This window comes from Richelia sinica FACHB-800, assembly GCF_014698825.1.
Classification (GTDB): Bacteria; Cyanobacteriota; Cyanobacteriia; order Cyanobacteriales; family Nostocaceae; genus FACHB-800.
Window position 1 is genome coordinate 22,904 of sequence record NZ_JACJTT010000044.1, and the last position, 20,630, is coordinate 43,533.

General features: G+C 40.6%; 16 protein-coding genes. 8 read left to right on the forward strand and 8 right to left on the reverse strand.

Features of this window, described 5'->3' with window-relative positions:
• The first annotated feature begins 178 nt into the window (after positions 1 to 178).
• Positions 179 to 1,231 carry a hemerythrin domain-containing protein gene (locus tag H6G73_RS21240; protein WP_190608081.1) on the forward strand — a complete coding sequence of 351 codons (1,053 nt, stop codon included), beginning with the start codon at positions 179 to 181 and terminating at the stop codon, positions 1,229 to 1,231.
• Between the two features lie 238 nt (positions 1,232 to 1,469).
• Here the strand turns inward: H6G73_RS21240 and H6G73_RS21245 are convergent, their stop codons facing one another.
• A complete protein-coding gene (locus H6G73_RS21245; RefSeq protein ID WP_190608083.1) occupies positions 1,470 to 1,784 on the reverse strand; it encodes a chromosome segregation ATPase in 315 nt (104 codons plus the stop codon).
• A gap of 316 nt (positions 1,785 to 2,100) precedes the next feature.
• Positions 2,101 to 3,282 (reverse strand): M20 family metallopeptidase, encoded by a 1,182-nt coding sequence (locus tag H6G73_RS21250; protein WP_190608084.1) that lies wholly within the window; start codon positions 3,280 to 3,282, stop codon positions 2,101 to 2,103.
• Positions 3,283 to 4,421: 1,139 nt separating this feature from the next.
• Here H6G73_RS21250 and H6G73_RS21255 point away from each other — a divergent pair.
• From H6G73_RS21255 to H6G73_RS21265, 3 genes are all read left to right on the forward strand, one after another.
• Positions 4,422 to 4,616, forward strand: coding sequence for a hypothetical protein (locus H6G73_RS21255; RefSeq protein ID WP_190608085.1), 195 nt, complete (start codon positions 4,422 to 4,424; stop codon positions 4,614 to 4,616).
• A gap of 615 nt (positions 4,617 to 5,231) precedes the next feature.
• Positions 5,232 to 6,422 carry a glycosyltransferase family 4 protein gene (locus H6G73_RS21260; protein ID WP_190608099.1) on the forward strand — a complete coding sequence of 397 codons (1,191 nt, stop codon included), beginning with the start codon at positions 5,232 to 5,234 and terminating at the stop codon, positions 6,420 to 6,422.
• 11 nt (positions 6,423 to 6,433) lie between these two features.
• Positions 6,434 to 7,435: a FecCD family ABC transporter permease gene (locus H6G73_RS21265; protein WP_244997444.1), complete on the forward strand. Its 1,002-nt coding sequence runs from the start codon at positions 6,434 to 6,436 to the stop codon at positions 7,433 to 7,435.
• On the opposite strand, the gene H6G73_RS21270 is transcribed toward H6G73_RS21265, so the two are convergent.
• On the reverse strand, positions 7,436 to 8,035 hold the full coding sequence (locus tag H6G73_RS21270) for a hypothetical protein (RefSeq protein WP_190608087.1): 600 nt from the start codon (positions 8,033 to 8,035) through the stop codon (positions 7,436 to 7,438).
• 378 nt (positions 8,036 to 8,413) lie between these two features.
• On the opposite strand from H6G73_RS21270, the gene H6G73_RS21275 reads away from it, so the two are divergent.
• The gene (locus H6G73_RS21275; protein WP_190608088.1) at positions 8,414 to 9,196 is read left to right on the forward strand and encodes an ABC transporter ATP-binding protein; all 783 of its coding nucleotides are present in this window, start codon (positions 8,414 to 8,416) and stop codon (positions 9,194 to 9,196) included.
• Between the two features lie 70 nt (positions 9,197 to 9,266).
• Here H6G73_RS21275 and modB read toward each other — a convergent pair whose 3' ends face one another.
• Positions 9,267 to 11,078, reverse strand: a complete 1,812-nt coding sequence (gene modB, locus H6G73_RS21280; RefSeq protein ID WP_190608089.1) for a molybdate ABC transporter permease subunit — start codon at positions 11,076 to 11,078, stop codon at positions 9,267 to 9,269.
• A gap of 303 nt (positions 11,079 to 11,381) precedes the next feature.
• Positions 11,382 to 13,967: a GAF domain-containing protein gene (locus tag H6G73_RS21285; RefSeq protein WP_190608090.1), complete on the reverse strand. Its 2,586-nt coding sequence runs from the start codon at positions 13,965 to 13,967 to the stop codon at positions 11,382 to 11,384.
• A 472-nt stretch (positions 13,968 to 14,439) separates the two neighbouring features.
• On the opposite strand from H6G73_RS21285, the gene H6G73_RS21290 reads away from it, so the two are divergent.
• Both H6G73_RS21290 and H6G73_RS21295 read left to right on the forward strand, forming a co-directional pair.
• Positions 14,440 to 15,294, forward strand: coding sequence for an AraC family transcriptional regulator (locus H6G73_RS21290; RefSeq protein WP_190608091.1), 855 nt, complete (start codon positions 14,440 to 14,442; stop codon positions 15,292 to 15,294).
• A gap of 87 nt (positions 15,295 to 15,381) precedes the next feature.
• Positions 15,382 to 15,903, forward strand: coding sequence for an SRPBCC family protein (locus H6G73_RS21295; protein ID WP_190608092.1), 522 nt, complete (start codon positions 15,382 to 15,384; stop codon positions 15,901 to 15,903).
• Here the strand turns inward: H6G73_RS21295 and H6G73_RS21300 are convergent.
• The 3 genes from H6G73_RS21300 to H6G73_RS21310 form a co-directional block, all read right to left on the reverse strand.
• Positions 15,887 to 16,603, reverse strand: coding sequence for a DevA family ABC transporter ATP-binding protein (locus H6G73_RS21300; RefSeq protein WP_190608093.1), 717 nt, complete (start codon positions 16,601 to 16,603; stop codon positions 15,887 to 15,889). The genes H6G73_RS21295 and H6G73_RS21300 overlap by 17 nt on opposite strands.
• 198 nt (positions 16,604 to 16,801) lie before the next feature.
• Entirely contained in the window at positions 16,802 to 17,980 is a 1,179-nt protein-coding gene (gene devC / locus H6G73_RS21305) for an ABC transporter permease DevC (protein ID WP_190608094.1), read from the reverse strand.
• Positions 17,977 to 19,281 carry an ABC exporter membrane fusion protein gene (locus tag H6G73_RS21310; protein WP_190608095.1) on the reverse strand — a complete coding sequence of 435 codons (1,305 nt, stop codon included), beginning with the start codon at positions 19,279 to 19,281 and terminating at the stop codon, positions 17,977 to 17,979. The genes devC and H6G73_RS21310 overlap by 4 nt, the downstream gene beginning before the upstream one ends.
• Positions 19,282 to 19,457: 176 nt before the next feature.
• Here H6G73_RS21310 and H6G73_RS21315 point away from each other — a divergent pair, with 176 nt between their 5' ends.
• Positions 19,458 to 20,330, forward strand: coding sequence for a TetR/AcrR family transcriptional regulator (locus H6G73_RS21315; RefSeq protein ID WP_242034270.1), 873 nt, complete (start codon positions 19,458 to 19,460; stop codon positions 20,328 to 20,330).
• Positions 20,331 to 20,630 lie beyond the last annotated feature (300 nt).

Below are 20,630 nucleotides of genomic sequence, written 5' to 3' on the forward strand. Positions count from 1 at the left end.
AACCAGCAAATAATATTATCTTTCTCTGAGAATAACCACAGTTTTTAGACGTAAAATCTGGTTTTATATCTATAGTTGAATCTAGCGATCGCTCAAAAGAAAGATGGAAGACAATTTATCTTTGTGGCAACCTGAGATAGGCGATACATTCCCTATCAATATTTGAGGAGAAACTAAAATGGTTACCACATTAGATGATACAAAACGTAATGCTATTGGTGCAAAATTAGCTGGAATGAAATTAATTCAGCAGTTGTTAATTGATAACGAACAACAGTTTATTAGAGAATGTAGTGATGGAGAAATAGTTGAAAATCTCCGCAGGATGCTGGATGATGATCAAAAAAATCAAGGTATTTTAGCAACCGTAATTGTTCAATATGGTATTCAAGCACAACCAAAAGAAAATTTACAAGATTTAGTGCAGCAAATACGCCAATTAATGGAAGGTAACGAATTAAGTTTTTCTGAAAAAGTATTTCAACATGAATTACTTAAACATCAACAAGTAATGACTGGTTTAGTAATTCACAAAGCTGCTCAAAAAGTAGGGGCTGATGTCATGGCTGCAATTGGCCCTTTAAATACTATTAATTTTGAAAACCGCGCGCACCAAGAACAATTAAAAGGTATTTTAGAAATTTTGGCAGTGCGAGAACTGACAGGACAAGAAGCAGACCAGGGCATTTGGGCCAGAGTTCAAGATGCCATTGCGGCTATTAGCGGTGCTGTTGGTAGTGCTGTTACCCAAAGTTCCGATAAACAGGATATGAATATTCAAGATGTTCTCCGTATGGATCACAACAAAGTGAATATTCTATTTACAGAATTGCTACAAAGTAATAACCCTCAAAAAATTCAAGAATACTTTGGGCAAATTGTTAAAGATTTGAGTGCTCATGCTCATGCAGAAGAAGAGGTTGTTTATCCTAGAGTCAGACCTTTTTACGGTGAAGCCAACACCCAAGAATTGTATGATGAACAAGCTAGGTGGCCCATTGTCTTTGAACAACTCCAATCCCTGAGTCCTTCTGCACCTGAATTCAAAGATAGAATCAGACAGTTAATGGAAGAAGTTATGGATCATGTGCGTCAAGAAGAAAGCACCATGTTTGCCGCAATTCGTAATAATTTAAATACTCAAGAAACTGAGGAATTAGCTACTCAATTTAAATCAGCTAAAAGCAGAATTCAGAAAGAAATTGCAAGAACTAGGGGAGCAAACGTTTAATCAACTGCCAGTGGAAGATTGTTAATGTAAAAATATCAGCGTAGTGAAGATTGTTAAGTAAACAGAAAATCGCATTGTCAAGAGTCAGTGCGATTTTCTGCAATTGACAACTATATCTCGGTCATAGTTTAACATTGATTCAATTTTTATGACCTGGATAGTTACTCTCTAAGTGCAGTAATTTCTTTTTACCTACTACCCCAGTGGTAATTTGGGATTGGTAAAAGGCTAATCACGATTAGCCAATTCCTAACATGCGATTTACCTGGGCTGATGGTAATGGTTTACGCTCTATAGCTTGAAAACATTCTATTTTTTGTAAATGTAAATAAGCATTTCTAAAGTTACTAAGATTCATTAATACTATATCTTCATATATGGTATCTTGAGGCGATCTCACATCTACAAATAACTCTTGTAACTGATTTTGCTGAATGGCAATTTTTAAATATTTTAAAAATACTTCCCGTTTTTTAGAACGGACATTAACCAAATACCAAGTATTATTTGTTTGTTCTGTCATTTCTGAAGCTTTTGGTTCAATGGGTGCCATGATTTAAAATGTCTGATTCTAAGGCTAGGGTCGAAATTAAAAACCAGAAATTTATTTATATGCAAATATTTTTTGCCAGGTTTTTAATAATGTGATTATAGCATTAATTTTTTCTGTAAATAATCTTATTTACGTAATTTTTATTCTTAATCAGGATTCTAAAGAATAATCAATGTATGCAATTAAATACAATAAATCCTGGAGATAGGTCAATGGTAATTGGTAGATTGTGATCAAGAAATTATCCAGATTAATTCTATTTTTTCAATGATTAATTGCTGCCAATTACCAATAACCAACCCAGACAGTGGCCACATCATTTGCTGTTCCAGTATTTATAGGCGGCGTAAGCTAAAGTCACCACACCTGTAATCATGGCAGATTCATCAACTTCAAACAGGGGATTGTGTAAAGGGTGATTAATAATTCTATCTTTGTAGCCTACACCCAAACGAAACATAGAACCAGGGACTTTTTCTAAATACACAGAAAAATCCTCAGCCCCAAGGGATGGTTCTGGTAAAACTTGAATGCGATCGCTACTCCAGGCTTCTTCTGCTGCCGATTGTAATAATTGGGTGAGTCCATAATCATTTTGGACACTGGGTACACCTTGGCGATAATTAACTTGGTACTTTGCCCCATAGGAATTGCACACACTAGCAACAATGTTGTCAATCCAATTCGGCAATTGTGCACGGGTTTCAGGATGAAGCGATCGCACCGTACCCAATAACTCTACTTTATCCGCAATCACATTGGGCGCTCTACCGCCCTTAATTTTGCCAATACTCAACACCACTGGTCGCAACGGATTTTGTGTGCGGCTAATTGCCTGCTGTAGGGCTGTAATCACCTGTGATGCAATCCAAATTGCATCAACAGCTTCATGGGGACGGGCCCCATGTCCTGACTCACCAAGAATCACTATCTCCAAATCATCCGCAGCCGCAGTTAAAGCACCATAACGAATGCCTATAGAGCCAGCAGGGATGGAAGGAAACACATGAACACTAAATATGGCTCCTACCCTATCCATCGCCCCGTCTTTGACCATCCAGTTAGCTCCCTGGGCAGTTTCTTCAGCTGGTTGGAATAAAAACCTCACAGGACCACCCAATTCTTCCGCAATTGCCGACAGCACCATGGCTGTACCTAATCCAACAGTAGTATGGACATCATGACCACAAGCGTGCATTACCCCTTCTCGTCGAGAGGCAAATTCTAACCCAGTCCGTTCTTGAATGGGCAAAGCATCCATATCCGTGCGAATTGCCAACACAGTATTGCTTGAAGGAGTTCCTTTGAGTTCACCAATTACCCCTGTTTTGCCCACCCCTTCCTGCACATGTAAACCGCTAGAAGATAAAACACCTGCCACAAAAGCCGCAGTTTGATACTCTTGACCACTCAATTCAGGGTGAGAGTGAATATGACGGCGAATTTCTACTAAGCGGGGTGCTATAGCAGTAGCTAAGTCCTTAATCTTAGTCAACATCGGCTCAATCTTGTTTGCTCAACTTTGTTCCCATGATAAAGAAGTGTTCATGAGCAAAATGCTCTTGTCAGACAAGAGGAGTCAGTAGGGGCGGGTTTACAGATATCATCAACTATGAACGAGAATTTTGGTAAACCCGCCCGTACAGGAGTATGCCTACGGCACGCTGCGCGAACAGGAGTTGAAAAATGTAAGAATTCAGCAGCAATGGCATGAATTATTCTGTAACTCCTGCAACTTCTGCAACTTCTGTAACTTCTGTCTTCTTCTTTCTGTGCCACGCTGCGTGAATAGGATTTGCAGAATTTTTCATCAATAAAGGAAATTTATTCTTGTTAAAAGATAATTTATATCCCTTGATAGATGACAAATAATGTATATAGTTAATAATTTAACTTTTGTGTTCAGAACGAGTACGGACACAACTTTTTTGGATTTCTCTGTTGCCAAGGGTAAATCTGACCTTAAGCATATGCTATGACGAATTTGTCTCACAGCTATTAGCAGTCAGCAAGGCTGATGTTTGGGGAAATTCTCATTCCCATCTGTTGATCCAAAAAAACTCAACCAGATAAATTGATTGAGTCTATGGTAATCAACAGTCCAGTTTATTTGTTTAGGACAGTGTTGATTTAGACCTGAAAAGCAGTTCCACAGGCCCAGCCCCTCAGTATAATTCTTTGATCCCAGTAAATAATTCTTCCTTTAGGTATAGTGCCTGGGCAGAAGACGAATACTCACCCTATTACTAAAATCAGGAAGATGTATCCAAGTGCAAAAATCTAGCCAATACAAGGATTTGCATTATCAAACCTGGGATGAGAGTAGGTGATTTGAGCCACGATATCTATGGTCTGACTGAGGGGTATCACCACGATTGCTAATTAGTATGAATGTAAGCTATCTTGCACTAGAAATCGCGCAGCTTCCTCAAAGTACATCTGTCATAGGAAATGCCTACCATACCTCTCGTTACCACTTGGGCTAACTTTGTGGCAATTTGATGTCACTGGGCTTCGGGGCAACTACTGGTTTATGGATTCGGCTAAAGCGGCTTTTTTGGTCTGTACGGGGGGTACTTTCATCCCAAATTACAACCCTCATTCATTGCCTGGAAAGAAATTCACAGGAATGCCTATGTGGTGAAGGAAGCTCGCTTACCACTATGTCAGCGAACTAGAAGAGGTTCTTCACACCTCGACAGCAGCGCTAACTTGGGGATAAAACTAACTGACGTTGATGGCTACCTTGGTAATGGAGTAGTACCAAGTGTTGTAGTCACTCAACCCAGAGCCACTTGGGGTGAGCATCGCCATTTATCCCCTCAACCATAATGTTTGTGCAAAAGTATCACAGGGCTATTATGTTCAATCTAACAAAAAATCTCGCTACGCTCAATTACTCTCTGGAATCAATCTCTAATTACCAGGGCCAGATTAATAACTCATGCTCATTGGATGACATGGGTGATAGAGGATCTGGAAGAATCAGATTTTGATTACTGATTTGATTGTACTTTAAGGTTGCTAGATATACAAAGATTAGGGGAGTAATTTGTGTGAAAGCTAATTCGACAAACTTCTCCCAGCAGCCCTCTCATTCCGCCAGGGCATAGCTGGCTTGGGCTTCGGGGATGGGAGGAGCAACCTGATGTCAAATATTGCCACTGTTCCTCGAGACAAGTCAAGTCTATTCATTGACTTAATACTCATAGGAATTCACCAACATGTCGGCAGTAGCTTTTGGTGTGGTGTTTGATTTTGCTGCTGACATCATCCTAATTTTTATCGTTTTCATGAAGAGGAGGCGGTTGGTTTCCCAAACTTGACAACCTTTGATAAGCTTTATCAAAACAACTTAAAAAAATCTAAAAATTGTTGGTCACGTACTCGCGCTGATTACCAAATTTGTTGTTCGAGATGTTTGTCAATCGTCGGGGAGTCAAGTCAATGAAGATATTAGTGCTGAGTTGGGAATTTCCACCGAGGATAGTAGGAGGGATTGCACGTCATGTTGCAGAACTTTACCCGGAACTAGTCAAACTAGGGCATGATATCCATTTGATTACACCAGAGTTTGGGCAAGCATCGCTGTATGAGGTAATAGAGGGAATTCATGTCCATCGAGTACCAGTAGCACCGGGAAATGATTTTTTTCATTGGGTTGTCAACTTAAATGAAAGTATGGGCAACCAAGGTGGTAAGTTGATTTTGGAGGAAGGGCCGTTTGATGTGATCCATGCCCATGATTGGTTAGTGGGAGATGCAGCGATCGCTCTGAAACGACTTTTTAAGATTCCTCTGATTGCTACAATCCATGCTACGGAATACGGTCGCTATAACGGTATTCACAATGAAACTCAAAGCTATATTCATCAAAAGGAAAATTTACTAGCCTACGATGCTTGGCGAATTATCGTTTGTACTGAATATATGCGGGGAGAAGTACAGCGTGCTCTACACAGTCCAGTGGATAAAGTCGATGTGATTTTTAATGGCATTCGTCCTGAAAAGAAAAAGCATCACGAGGATTTTCACGCTCAGGATTTTCGCCGCCAATTTGCTGCGGATCATGAAAAAATTGTTTACTATCTGGGTCGGATGACCTATGAAAAGGGAATTCCAGTTTTATTAAATGCTGCACCCAAAATCCTGTGGGAAATGGGTGGTTATGTCAAATTTGTGATTGTCGGTGGTGGCAATACTGACCATCTCAAACGTCAAGCGTCGGATTTAGGAATTTGGGATAAATGTTATTTCACAGGTTTTCTTTCTGAAGAATATCTCGATAAATTCCAAACTGTGGCTGATTGTGCAGTGTTTCCCAGTCTTTACGAACCTTTTGGGATTGTGGCCTTAGAAAGTTTTGCTTCCCGTGTACCTGTGGTAGTTTCAGATACAGGCGGTTTTCCAGAAGTTGTCCAACATACAAAAACAGGTATTGTCACTCAGGTAAATAACTCGGATTCTTTGGCTTGGGGCATTTTGGAAGTGTTGAAAAATCCTGGTTATAGTCGCTGGTTGGTGGATAATGCCTATGAAGATTTAGAAAGGCGGTTTAGCTGGCCAAAACTGGCCCAGCAAACGGAAGCTGTATATCAAAGAGTGGTGACAGAGCGATCGCTCTTAGAATGGCTGTAAAGGGTCATACTGTGCAGAAAATTTTCACTCACAATCGATTATTTTGGGCCATTGGCATCTTGAGTAGCGCCTTGATAGTCACGCTGTTTTTATCTGTGTCTCAAGGTGCTGTGTCCTTGCCTTTAGGTGAATTGTGGCAAGCATTCTTACGCCAAGGTGACCCAACTACACAAACGATTCTTTGGGATTTACGATTTCCCCGCATTGTCGCAGCGTTGGTAGTGGGTGCGGCTTTGGGCATGTCTGGCGCACTTTTGCAGGGGATGCTACGTAACAGTTTAGCTGACCCCTTTATTTTGGGCATTTCTGCTGGTGCCGGATTGATTGTGATTGTGATGATTGTTTTGCAGGTGTTCCCCGTTGCTATTCCCATTGCAGCTTGGTTAGGAGCAATTTTCACCTCTGCACTGGTGATTTTTTTGGGTCGTGCCGGTGGGGGAATTTCTGTAGAACGATTGATTTTAGGGGGAGTAGCGGTCAGTGCCTTATTTGGTGCTATCCAAAGTACCTTGTTGCTGTTAGCAGAAGATGGACAGATCCAAATTGCTTTGAGTTGGTTGGTAGGGAGTTTGAATGGTCGCGGGTGGAAGGAAGTTTCCACGGCTGGCCCTTATATTATTGTGGCTTTGTTAGTGGGGTGCTTGCTGGCGCGATCGCTGAATGTATTAGCTTTGGGTGATGATTTAACCGTGGGTTTGGGTGTATCCTTGGTGCGATCGCGGCTATTAATTGGCGGTGTAGCGACCTTACTGGCCGCAGGTGCAGTCAGCATTTGTGGTTTAATCGGTTTTGTGGGCTTGGTTGTACCTCACGGCGTGCGCCTCATTGTAGGTACAGATAACCGCTTTGTTTTACCGATTTCTGCCCTCGCTGGGGCTTGGTTACTGTTGTTTGCTGATTTACTCGCGAGACTAGGGGCTGTAGAGTTACCAGTAGGTTCAGTTACCGCTTTGCTAGGTTCACCATTATTTATTTGGTTACTTTATCGTCAGGCTGATGGAATAGGTAAGTAATCACTCGAAAGAGTTAGACTCCCTGGAACGAAAAAAATTCTCTCTGTTGCGTCCTTGCCGTTCTGAACTGATAACTTCTCTTAGTTCCTGTCTTTGGGTACGGAGAATTTCCTGCACTTGTTGTCGTTGGTCTGAGGACAGATTGAGCGATCGCAACTTACGCAGAGTCCATTCCTGATTTCTGCGATAGAGTTCATTAAATTTTTCTTGTTGTTCCGAGTTGAGAAGAGCTAATATTTTTTCTTCTGTTTCATCACGAATTTGTCGAATCTGGGTTCTTTGTCTACTGCTTAAACTAGAATTGGAATTGTTTTCTGAGTTATTGTCGAAGTTACGGTTAGAATTCCGTTCTGAATTACTGTCAAAGTTACTGTCAGAATTCCTTTCTGAATTATTTTCAAAATTGCGGTTAGAGTTCCGTTCTAAATCCCGATTTCTATCTCTTCGGAGTGAGGAAGAATTAGAATTATTATCCTCATCTGAAGAAGAAAAAGTATTGGGGTTAGAAAGACCATTGGAAGTAAGCCCTTGACAACCAGTCGTGAGAATTGCACTGATAACCAGCAGCAAGATGAACTGGAGATGAAATTTATAGTTCATAGGATGAATATTCCATCAACACATATCATATAACAAAAACAGATTTTGAATTTTATCGGTGTTTGTTTATATACAAATCATTTTTCCCTGTTTGTAACAGATTGCCTAGAAATTTTGATAAACTTGTCACAGTTAATTTAATTGCTGCAAAATAGGAAATTGATAGTATTTTTTTAATTATCATGACAAAAGTTAGAATTTGCAGATATAAAACTTCCTAGTCTAATAAATTACAAAATTATCTCTGTCCATCTGCGTTTAATTATTACTGCTGCTCACTGGAATGGTAATTGCTATATTCACTATTAGTCTGAACTTATCCTCAGTATTGCTAAAATATAGATACCAATCAACTATTCATGATTTCATTTATCATCAATGCCCCTAGAAATCCAAGATATAACAGGCGGTTATACTACTGCACCAATTGTGAAAAATATTAACCTAGCATTGCAAACTGGCGAATGGTTAAGTTTAGTTGGTGCTAATGGTTCAGGTAAATCTACCTTATTAAAATTAATTAGTCGCATACTCTCTCCTCAACAAGGATTGGTGTTATTAGATGGCAAAGCCATTCATTCCCAACCACCCAATATAGTTGCCCAAAAATTAGCACTTTTACCCCAACAACAAACCTTACCTGTCGGTTTAACTGTGCGGCAATTGGTCAGTTTAGGTAGAACACCCCATCAACCTTGGTGGCAATGGGAATTAACCTCTGAAGATTGGCAAAAAGTTGATAAAGCCATCCAAGAAACCCAAATTGCCAATTTAAGCGATCGCTTGGTGGAGCAGCTATCGGGTGGAGAAAGACAACGGGCTTTTTTAGCTTTGGCTTTAGCACAGGAACCAAAAGTTTTATTATTAGATGAACCGACTACTTATTTAGATATTAATTATCAATTACAGTTGTTGGAATTATTAAACAATTTAAATCAACAGCACAGTCTCACTATAGTTACTGTTTTACATGAATTAAATTTAGCTGCCCGTTATAGTTCTCGCATTGCTTTATTGAAACAAGGTCAAATTTGGGAAGTCGGTACACCGGAAGTGGTGTTAAATCCAGAAAATATTGCTGAAGTTTTTGGTGTAGAAGCGACTATTATTAATACACCTGTTGGGTTACAGGTGTGTGCTATTTCTTCTGTGGGAAATTAAGTTATCTCGCAGAGGCGCAGAGTCGCAGAGAGGAGAATGAGATTTAGAACTTTTCTATTGGTAATTGTGATTATTTCATGAGCATTAATCGGATTGGTTCTAAATGTACATACCAAGGAAAGGGTTGGTCTTTAATTGTTACCCATTTTTCTTTATATACTTCTGCTTGTAAATGATAATCTTGGGGATTTTGAGCAGGAAAATGTAATTTGAGAAATACGGTCATACGATGAGGTGTTTCACTGGTTCTAACTAACCAACAAGGAAAGGTATTTGCTTTTTCAGCATCTTGAGTAAAAATCAATTGATGAGCGCGAATACCAATATGGGATAATTCGTCAGGCATGGGTTCTATAACTTGCAGTTGACAATCCCAATCAATGGCTTTTACTATTTGTGGTGAAGTAATTTCTGCACGGGAAAAGTTTTTACAACCAGTAATTTGTGCCACATTTTTAGTGGCTGGATGTTGGAATATTTCGTATTTGGAACCGTAATGAGCTTCTGTGCCATTTTCTAAAACTAATAAGTTGGGGCATAATCTATATGCTTCTTCCATGTTGTGGGTGACGAATAAGGTAACACCTGGATAATCTGCTAGGGTTTCTGTCATCTGCTGTTCTAGCTGACTTCGTAGATGTGTATCCAATGCAGAAAACGGTTCATCTAAGAGTAATGCTTCTGGTTGACTAGCTAATGCTCTGGCTAAGGCTACTCTTTGCTGCTGTCCACCGGAAAGTTGATGGGGATAGCGATCGCCTAATCCCTGTAATTGTACAGCTAATAGTTGTTGTTCGATCTGCACCCGCACACTGCCCTTGGATAATCCTTTGGGTAAGCCAAAAGCTATGTTTTGCGCGACGGTGAGATGGGGAAATAAGGCGTAATTTTGCACTAAAAACCCTATTTTTCGTTCCCTACTAGGAAGATTAATTCCTTTTTCTGAATCAAATAAAACTTTGCCATTTAAAATAATTCGCCCTTTGGTTGGTGTTTCTATGCCAGCAATGCAGCGCAATATCAAACTTTTACCAGCACCAGAACCACCTAATAATCCTAAAGGTTGATCATCACTGTGAAAAGCTACCCGCAGTAGAAAATTTCCTAATCTTTTCTCAATATCAACTATTAAACCGGAGGTGGTGTTGGTAGGTAGGGGAAAGAATTGACTTGCTGATTCTAGGTTTTTAGTTGCTTTGGTTTCTTTGGGCGTGTGTCGCTTATTTTGTTTGAATTCTTGCCCAAAATTAACTAGAATAATCCCTGAGAGGGATATCGACATAATAGCGATCGCCCAAAACCAAGCTTCATTCATTGCCCCCGCTTCTACAGCGAAATAAATCGCCATGGGTATGGTTTGGGTTTGTCCGGGAATATTCCCCGCTAGCATCAATGTGGCCCCAAATTCACCTAAAGCACGGGCAAAAGCTAATACAGTACCTGCTAAAATCCCTGGTAATGCCAAAGGTAAGCTAATTCGCCAAAAAATGGTTGATTCCTTTGCCCCTAAGGTTCTCCCTACCCGCAGTAAATTGGCATCGATTTGTTCAAAAGCCCCCAGTGCAGTTTTATACATTAATGGAAATGATACGATTATTGCAGCGATCGCTGCACCATACCAAGTAAACACAATCGTAAAATCAAACGGCTCCATTAATTTACCAACCGGGCCATTTTTCCCAAACAATAGCAGCAATAAAAAACCAACCACTGTTGGTGGCAAAATCAACGGTGCAACGAATATTCCTTCTATCAAGGATTTCCCTTTGCCTCGATATCCCAGCATCCAGTAGGCAGTAGCAATACCCACAAAAAAGGTAATGAAGGTCGCTAAAAATGATGTTTTTAGTGATATCCAGAGGGGCGATAAGTCCTGTGGCATGGTTTCTCAGAACATCTGGGTGTAGATAAAAATTACTATAAAATCCCTATTTCCAACTTAGTTGGTATTGTCATTTTAACATTAATTTTGAGATCACACCCTAATTGAGAAATTTCCTATTGTATCTGCATCTCAATAAGCACTGTCACCATTAGGTAAAACGACAGGAATCAAAGGTAAATTACAGTTTTTATCTTTTAATAAATTGGTGACTGCAACAGCATAATTTCCTAGAGATTCTTCTCATTTGTGAGAGCCATATGATTTTAGAAATGAAAACAAACTCCAAATTCTGCTCAAATTTTATTTTTCTGTAAAAGTCCAAACTCCATCATCCCAGTCTCTATCAGAAGGAGGAGATTGTAACCAATGTTGACAACGGTAGATGTGTAAAAGAGCCGCTTTATCATGGGCATCTGCGGTTAAGACTTGCTCAAACTCCGCGTGGGCTTTGGTAAATTGGCGGTTGAGATAATATTCTCTTCCTTGATGATAATGCTCGATTACTTGTAATTTGGTGCTGTCAATTTGGTCAGAACGTAAGCTAATTAATTCGTAAATAGATACTGGTTCGTTTCTACCTTTGACCCGAATGTAATCTAATTCTCTGGCCCAAATGTTGTTTTCGCAAAGTTTAAAAGTGTTGTCGCTAATAATAATATCGCAACCGTATTGTTTGCTGACACTTTCTAGCCTTGAACCAAGGTTGACTCCATCCCCAATGGCGGTAAATTCCATCCGCTTGCTAGAGCCAATGTTGCCACTAATTACGGTATCTGAATTGATGCCGATACCAATTCTAATTTTGGGTTTATTGGTGGCTATGCGTCTGTTATTCAAGTCTTGTAGACGAGAGCGCATTTCTAAGCTGGTACGTACTGCCATCCACGCATGTTCTTCTAGGGGCAGGGGAGAGCCAAATACAGCCATGATGGCATCACCAATGTATTTGTCGAGGGTGCCTTTGTGTTTGAACACCGCCTCGACCATTGATTCAAAGTATTCATTGAGCATACTCACCACTTCTTCAGCGTCCATGTTTTCTGTCAGGGTGGTGTAGCCGCGAATATCGGAGAATAAGATGGAAACTTCTTTGCGATCGCCCCCTAGTTTAGCATCATCTAATTTCAATAATTCTTCAGCTAGCTCTTGGGTCATGTAACGGTACATTGTACTCTTGAGCCGCTTTTCATCGCTGATATCTTCCATCACCACCAAGGCACCACACACTTGGCTTTGGTCGTTGACATCGGCAATGGTATTGAGGGATAAATTGATACTATGTTGTTCTTCTCCCGTGGTTAGGAGTGTGCGATCTGGATAATATTGCTGGCAGCTTTTGAGGTCATTTCCCTTGATTGCATCTGTAAACCACCTGCGAAAATCTCCCTCTTTAATGCTGACAATATCACTAACTACTCTGCCTTCTATTCGTTCTTCTAAATCGTAACCTAGTAGCCGTTTAGCACTTTCATTGGCAGTAATAATTGAGCCACTTTTATCAGTAGAAATTACGCCATTGGAAAGACTCCGCAAAATGTCGCGCTGCATTTGTTCTTGTTGTTTGACTTTGGCAAACAACTGAGCATTTTGCAATGCTACCCCGGCTTGAATATTAAATGCCTCCATAAATTCTTCATCGTTGCGGTCAAAACTTGCTTGGAAGCATTCGGGAGCCTCTGGCCAAAAAGCTGGATTATAACTAGGAAAGTCTCCTACTTTCTTTTTATTCACCAGTTGGGTAACACCAATCAATTCCTGATCGCTGTTAAAAACTGGCATACACAGTAAACTACAGGTACGATAGCCATTTTGCTGGTCGATGGCTTTAGCGGTTTCTGAGTCAGGATGATTGTACAAGTCGAAGGGAATATTTAATTTTTTCCCTGTGGCTGCGACTATGCCTGCAAAGCCTTTACCAATGGGTACACGTAACTCTTTGGTGGAACCGTTATCTTGGGCAATTTTTGTCCACAATTCCCGTCGCTCATGGTCGATTAACCACAATGTACTGCGGTCAGCGTTCATCAGTTCCTTAGCTTCATCCATTACCCGCTTCAGAGTATCCTCTAAATCAAGGCTGCTTTGACTTAAGGATTTAATCGCCTTCATCAGTGCTGCGGCTGCTCTTTGTTTTTGTGTGGCGACATAAAATGAGCGTGAAGACTCTAGAATTAGTTGAATTGAAGGTGCAAATTCTTGAAATAATTGCTCATCAGAATTAGTAAAGCCGCGGGTATCAATTCTGTCTACTAAAGCATCACTAGGGTCGTGTACAGGTTTGAGTTTATTTAATAATTGAACTACCGCTACTAATTGGCCTTCAGAATTTAATAATGGCAACGCTAACATAGTGTATGTGCGGTAGCCAGTTCTTTTTTCTTGCTCTTTAGCAAAGGCAGAGCGAATATCATCATAAAAGTCAAAGGGAATATTCACTACTCGTTTGAATGTAGCTACTTCCCCGGCAATACCTTGATCAGCTGGGATACGAATTTCTAAGGAGCGATGATTGTCTCCTTCAGCTAAAATTGACCACAGTTCTTGTTTTTCTTCATCTAATAAAAAGATTGTGGTTCTATCGGCTCCTAATAACTCACCAATTTTTAAGGTGATGGAGTGTAACATTTCTTGGAGAATTGTCTCAAATCCCTGAGAATCGAGCATTGACAAGGTTTGATGGACAATCTGCAATTTTTGTTCAACGTCTTGAACAACTTGTTTAAAAGTATCTTGTGTTAAGGGCGCTAGAAACTGAGAAATTGTTCCTTGTCGTGTGGCCAGAGAAACTACAGGTGCAGAATTTTTATGTAAACCATACTTTTGTTGGTTATGAAAACCAATCATTAAATCGGTTGTTTCTTCAGCAGTAGGTTGATGCACTGACATACTTGGCACCCGATATAATAAGGATTTTAAATTTAAAAATGGTTAGCTGTATGTGTATTCGTATGATTATCTAGGCTGATAGCCATAATTTAGTTGGAGCATATAGCGAGTTTGCTCATGGGCAATTTTTTTTGCATTTATACCCCCGTGATTAATAACTTTGTTGGTGATGGTTTAGCCATAGACAGTTTTTAAACTGTAACAGTAGAAAATAAAATTGTAACTTTAGCTGAATTTCAAATAGAGACAGTAACACAAGTGACTTAGATTATAAATATACCACGTACTCTCCGGCTCAGTGTTGAAAATCCCAAATTCAAAATAGAAGTAAATATGAATTCTATTACTTGAGTCGGAAGAGGGGAAAAATAGTTGCTCAATTGTTGCACAGATAGTTTACTCATGCCTCAATCAAGTCGGCAAGCGATCGCCTGAAGTCAATACCCAGTATCTAAAGTTTCGTTGCATCACGATGACCCCGAAGAAAGAAAAAACAAAGGTTGATTATTGCCGACGAGTCAAGCTAGTTCAAGATTACATAGCTAACCACCTGGCTGAACCGTTATCACCAGTGGAGTTGTCTCAAGTTGCTAACCTATCACTCCACCATTTCCATCGAGTATTTCGTGGTGTCACAGGGGAGTCGATTTTGGAGTATGTTAGACGCTTAAAGTTAGAACGGGCAGCCCGTCGTTTACGTGTTACCAACCAGAAAATTATAGATATTGCCTTTGATGCTGGTTATAGCTCTCATGAGGGGTTTACGCGGGCATTCCGTGAATATTTCGGGGTAGCGCCTTCAGAGTTTCGCGGACAACTACCAATTTATCTAGGGTCTCCTATTTCTCCCCCAGATAGGGTGGAAATTCGCCACATTAACCCCATATCTGTGGCTCAAATTCGCCATGTTGGTGCTTATGGGGAAAGTGGCCAGGTCTTTTCTAGGCTGTTGAGTTGGGCTGTATCTGCCAATATCAATGTTGCACAAGCTCGACTGTTTGGGCTTTGTGCTGATGATCCAGATATTACCCCAGTAGATTACCTGCGATTTGATGCCTGTATTGAATATCACGGCAGAGGAGATGTGTTGAGGGGAATTACCACAGGATATATACCTGGTGGAAAATATGCGATCGCTACTCACATTGGCCCATACAATACCATTCTTGATACCTATCTGGCTTTAATTGGTGGATGGATACCGCAGACAGGCTATGAACTCCACGATGAAGCTGTGGTGGAGTTTTATCTAGACGACCCAAATCAGACACCCCCAGAACAATTACGCACTGAACTTTGGATACGTTTGCGGCTGCCATCAGATTAAAAATAGCACTATCGGTCAAGCGAGTTAGGCTTTATTGATTTTAAGATTTTCCCAGCAAAATAATAGACAGCAAGCCAATAGCAGGATATGAAATATTTATGGATATTAGGGGCAAGTGTCGCGGTATTGGCCCTTTTGCTTTGGATGATCACAAAATTGCTACCTGACCAAGTGATAGTTGTTCGCAGGACTGAAATCAACGCATCTCCGGCAGTGGTGTTTCAAACTGTCACTGATGTTGCAGGACAAACTAGATGGCGTAAAGACATTAAAGCTGTGAGAATGCCAGCTTCTGGTCGTAGTTGGACTGAAGAAACCATCCAAGGTACTGTGATTGATTTCCAAGTGCTTCATCAGCAGACCAACAGCAGATTTGAGATTGAGTTTATTTCTACTCAAGGATTCTGTGGCACCTGGACGGGAATTTTTACTCCCTATGCTCAAGGAACAATGTTAGAAATTACAGAAACTATAGCTATTCGCAACCCTATGGTCAAAATCATATCGCGCATTTTTGCTGTGACAGATCATCTGGTTGACACATACATAATGGAGTTAAAAGCAGCAGTGGAAAATACTGAAAACCCTATAGTTAAGCCGCAGCAGTAGCACGCTGGCTTTGCCCACCATAGGCATCGCTAACTAAATGCCCATCTTCCATGTATATGATGCGGTCAGCAATATCTAAAATGCGGTTATCGTGGGTGACGAGCAAAATTGTGCAGCCTTGTTCCTTGGCTAATTTTTGCATCAATTCCACCACATCACGACCAGATTGTTTATCCAGGGCAGCTGTAGGTTCATCAGCTAAGACTATTTTAGGCTGACTGACCAATGCACGAGCGATCGCTATTCGTTGTTTTTGCCCCCCTGATAAATTATCTGGGTAATAATGGAGGCGATGTCCCAACCCTACTGCTTCTAACATAGCTTGGGCACGGGCAAGCATTTCTGAGGGTGAGACTTTTGGATGAACTTCCAAACCCATACGTACATTCTGAATTGCTGTCAAACTGCCGTGTAAGTTATGGGCTTGGAAAATATAACCGTTGCTGCGGCGTATTTCCGTTAACTGTTTACTATTAGCACCGCAGAGTTCTTTACCCAACACCTGCAAACTACCAGATTGAGAAGCGCGTAAACCACCCACTAAGGTTAATAATGTGGTTTTACCAGAACCAGAGGGGCCAGTCATGATGATTATTTCCCCCGCATTGATTTCTAAATTGATATTAAATAAAACTTGTTTACGCAGTTGACCACTACCAAAATAATGGTCTAGATTCTGGATAGAAATAACTGAAGGCATAATAATTTTTCACTTATTTATGATTGATATTGATACTTTATTAGGACTTACGCTTTCTTAACGTATTTTCGTCATTGCGACCGTAGGGCAGGAATCTCAAACCTATATCTTTCGTAGCCTGTGCGTAATTGCTGAGGATTAATTATTCTGTAACTCCTGCAACTTCTGCAACTTCTGTCTTCTTCCCTGTGTCACCTATCAAAACATATCCGCAGGGTCAGCCGCTTGCAATTTCTGAGTAGCAACAATCCCAGAAATAGTACACATAATTATTGTTAATAATAAAACTGTCACCGCCCTAGCCATGGTCATATAGATCGGTAAATCCGTAGCAGCAGCAGCTAATTGATATAATCCGAGCGGAATGATAAAACCTGGAATAAAGCCTAGCCCAGCTAAGATAATTGCTTCTTCAAAAATCACTCCTAAAAGATAGGAATTACCATAACCCATGGCTTTAAAAGTGGCGTATTCCTTGAGATGGGCATTCACATCTGTGGATAGAACTTGATAAACAATTATCACACCCACCATAAAGCCCATGGACACACCCAAACCAAAAATAAATGCAATGGGGCTTTCTTTCTTTAAATAATCTTCTTCAAATTTGACATATTCTGCCTTCGTCATTACTCTTACATCATCTGTTTGTAAATGAGATTTTAATCCCTCTATTACTTTCTGGACATCATAACCTGCTTGCACATTAATCAAGCCTAAATTAATACTTCCCGCTTGTCGTTTCGGAAATAATCTTAAAAAATTATCATCACTAGAAATAAGTGTCCCATCTGACCCAAAGGACGCACCTAATTTGAATAATCCATTAATACTAATTGTGCGTTTGTCTACTTCTGTGGTGACAACTTCACCTGCATCAACTTGGCTGAAAACTTGTTGATATTCACCTCTAGCACCACGGTCAAACAAAAAAGAATCGGGTAGCTTAATTTTATCTAATTGATGATTGACTTCTGGTATATCCAGGGATGGCTGTTCTGGATTAAAACCAATGGCTTGGACGGTGGTTTTACGTCGTGTTTGGGGATTCTTCCAAGTAAGTGAACCGATATACATGGCTTGAGTGGATTTAACACCTTGTACATCTGCTGCTTGCAGTAGCCGTCGCCGGGAAAATGTGCCTAAATTTTGCATGTTCCGGCTTTGGGGACTAATTAAAACTATGTCTGCAAGCACGGCACGATTGAGACGTGTGTTGCTGTCATAAAGTGCGTTCTGAAAGCCAAGCTGCATAAAAATGAGAACGTCAGCAAAGGCAATTCCTGATAAAGCTACTAAGAGGCGGCTACGATGACGACTGAGTTGCAACCATCCCAATGGTGTACGGCGTTGTAGTTCTTGTACAAATCCTGTCATAGTTGAATCACCGCCTTGACTTGTAAATTGGTAAATTTGGCAGCTTTCTCGCTGGAAGCTTTATCTAGTCCTACATGGACTTCCACAACTCTAGAGTCAATATTTTCGCTAGGGTCGCTGTTGATGATGTTTTGACGCTGTATTTTCCAACCTACCCAATCGACTTTGCCATGTAAATCGCTTGGCAAGGAATTGCTGGATATTTTCACCGTTTGTCCTGGTTTAATTTTGCTAATATCACTTTGGTAAACTTCCACAACCACATACATCTGATTTGTTTGCCCAATTTCCACAATGCCGTCACTAGATACCATTTCCCCAGAGCGGGTATGAATATCAAACACTATGCCATCTTGGGGCGATCGCACGTAAGCCTGGTCTAAATTTGCCTTGGCTTGTTTCGCGGCAGCTAATGCCCGTTTTACTTCCCCTTGGGCTGCGGCCACATCCACAGGACGCACTTCGGCAATTTGATTTAAGGTGGCTTGGGCTGATTTAATCTGCTTACTACCTGTGGCGTTAATTCGTGCGAGAACGGTTTTGGCTTCCTCAACCTGCTTGCTGCCTGTACGGTCAATTCTTTTGAGTGTGGCGTTGGCTTCCTGCAATTGCTGAGTAATGGTATCAACACTCAATTGCTTGCTATCAAATAAAGACTTGGAGGTGGCACCTTCTTGGTAAAGTTGCTGATAGCGTTGAAATTCTATTTGGGCGTTTTTGAGTTCTGCTTCTAGTTTCCTAATTGCTGCTTGTTGCGCTGTCTTTTCACCTTCCCATTGGGCTTCTAACCTGGCAACAGCTTCTCTTTGCTGTCCTTCCTCTCCCAGTGTTTGGGCTTTGACACGGGCGATTTCGGCTGTTTGCGCTTGAATTTCACCTATTTTAGCCCCAGCTTTGACCTTTTCTAGATTGACTTGGGCAAGGTTCACCGCTTCCTGGGATTCTTGCCAAGCAGCTTGCAGGCGATCGCGATTATCTAAAATAGCAATTACCTGCCCAGCTTTTACTTTGTCCCCTTCCTTCACCAATAGCTTTTCTACTCGGCTACTTTGGCTAGATGCAGGTGCAGACAGTTTGATTACCTCGCCCTGTGGTTCTATTCTGCCCAAAGCTGTCACCGTTTTGATTTGAGGTTTGACTAAAGAGGTGGTGACAGCCTCAGAAGCCGGCGATGGCAATTGCAAAAATCTATAACCTTGAATTCCCCCTATGACTACGGTTGTAGCAGCAACAGCCATCATGATTTGGCGAGAATTGGGTTTGAAAACTAGGAAACTTCTACTTCCAGCATCATTGACCATAAGCGTCCTTGTTATATTTAGGATGCTAAATAAACTAAATAGTTTAATTTTTCATGTTTATAAACTAAACTGTATAGTACAATAATGTCAAGAGTCTGATAGGAAGATTTAACTCTCCCCTCATCCTTGTTCGTTTCAGGGTGAATCGTTATAAGCTGTTAGATATGAGAAGGAAAATGCGAACAACAGAAGACGAACATTCAGAGCGTGTGCTGTCAGCAGATAAAGTGGAAGCGATTCTTGCTGGTGCTATGCAAGAGTTTTTGGCACATGGTTTTGCTGCGGCAACGATGGATCGGGTAACAGCTGCCGCAGGAGTGTCGAAAACCACCGTATACAGCTATTTTCAAGATAAAGAAGACTTATTTACCAAGCTGATTGAACAATTAACAGAGGATGGATATGAAGAAGTATTTAATCCTCATGATCCGCAGTTTCTTCAGGGAGAACCGCAAGTTGTTCTGCGTCGCATAGCTACAAATATTCTCAATGAGACCACCTGTGAAAATATTTTTCTGAATTTGGTCAGAGTAATTATTGGTGAATCAGGACGCTTTCCGTCCCTGGCCAGAATCTTTATCGAGAAGACAGATAAACGGATTTTGGAGTTGATGACTGGGTATTTTGCCGCTCATCCAGAATTGCAACTCCCAGATCCAGAAGTAGCCGCACGGATGTTTCTGGGAACATTGGTACATTACACCATTCTCCAATATATGCTCCATGGTGCGGATATTGTACCCATGGAAGGCGATCGCTTGATCGATAATTTAGTTCACGTACTGACTAAAAATCAAACTACCAACGCAGTCTCTGTCAATCAATTTTCAGGGACCAGACAGAAATCATCCAGACGTAAACGCAATGCCGCAGGGAAATTTGAGAAAGACTATGGTAATGAGCCTAAACAGTTACGTTCCATTAGATTAACAGACACAGCCTGGGAAAAATTGGCAGAAATCGCCGCTAAACACAATTTAACTCGCAGTGAAATGATTGAAATCTTCGCTCGCAACGATGCGTTTGTGTCTGAGGAATCCAACAGTTAGGAAGTGTCTGCATTAATTGTATATACATGGATATTGGATATTTAGATATACATGGTGCAATTTCCACCTGATTATTTTTAATTAGTCAGGAAAAACTTTAGATAAATCCAAGTGTAAATCTTGAGAAAATGGCAATTTAACACAATCATTAGGCAGGAAAATCAATTTGCAACGATAGCCATATCTACCTTGTCAGAAATGTTGAATGTCGATACAAAACTTTACATCTTTAGATAGAGTAGCTCTAAAAAGCCTAAAATAGTCAACATAACATTATCTCCTCAAGCCAATGAACATAAC

Excerpts from the sequence above, each read along its gene's own strand:
- H6G73_RS21295 (WP_190608092.1), top strand. The coding sequence starts at position 15,382 with ATGAAATATTTATGGATATTAGGGGCAAGTGTCGCGGTATTGGCCCTT.
- H6G73_RS21250 (WP_190608084.1), bottom strand. The coding sequence starts at position 3,282 with ATGTTGACTAAGATTAAGGACTTAGCTACTGCTATAGCACCCCGCTTA.
- H6G73_RS21245 (WP_190608083.1), bottom strand. The coding sequence starts at position 1,784 with ATGGCACCCATTGAACCAAAAGCTTCAGAAATGACAGAACAAACAAAT.
- H6G73_RS21315 (WP_242034270.1), top strand. The coding sequence starts at position 19,458 with ATGCGAACAACAGAAGACGAACATTCAGAGCGTGTGCTGTCAGCAGAT.
- H6G73_RS21270 (WP_190608087.1), bottom strand. The coding sequence starts at position 8,035 with ATGAACTATAAATTTCATCTCCAGTTCATCTTGCTGCTGGTTATCAGT.
- devC (WP_190608094.1), bottom strand. The coding sequence starts at position 17,980 with ATGACAGGATTTGTACAAGAACTACAACGCCGTACACCATTGGGATGG.
- H6G73_RS21260 (WP_190608099.1), top strand. The coding sequence starts at position 5,232 with ATGAAGATATTAGTGCTGAGTTGGGAATTTCCACCGAGGATAGTAGGA.
- H6G73_RS21285 (WP_190608090.1), bottom strand. The coding sequence starts at position 13,967 with ATGTCAGTGCATCAACCTACTGCTGAAGAAACAACCGATTTAATGATT.
- modB (WP_190608089.1), bottom strand. The coding sequence starts at position 11,078 with ATGCCACAGGACTTATCGCCCCTCTGGATATCACTAAAAACATCATTT.
- H6G73_RS21300 (WP_190608093.1), bottom strand. The coding sequence starts at position 16,603 with ATGCCTTCAGTTATTTCTATCCAGAATCTAGACCATTATTTTGGTAGT.
- H6G73_RS21275 (WP_190608088.1), top strand. The coding sequence starts at position 8,414 with ATGCCCCTAGAAATCCAAGATATAACAGGCGGTTATACTACTGCACCA.
- H6G73_RS21240 (WP_190608081.1), top strand. The coding sequence starts at position 179 with ATGGTTACCACATTAGATGATACAAAACGTAATGCTATTGGTGCAAAA.
- H6G73_RS21290 (WP_190608091.1), top strand. The coding sequence starts at position 14,440 with ATGACCCCGAAGAAAGAAAAAACAAAGGTTGATTATTGCCGACGAGTC.
- H6G73_RS21310 (WP_190608095.1), bottom strand. The coding sequence starts at position 19,281 with ATGGTCAATGATGCTGGAAGTAGAAGTTTCCTAGTTTTCAAACCCAAT.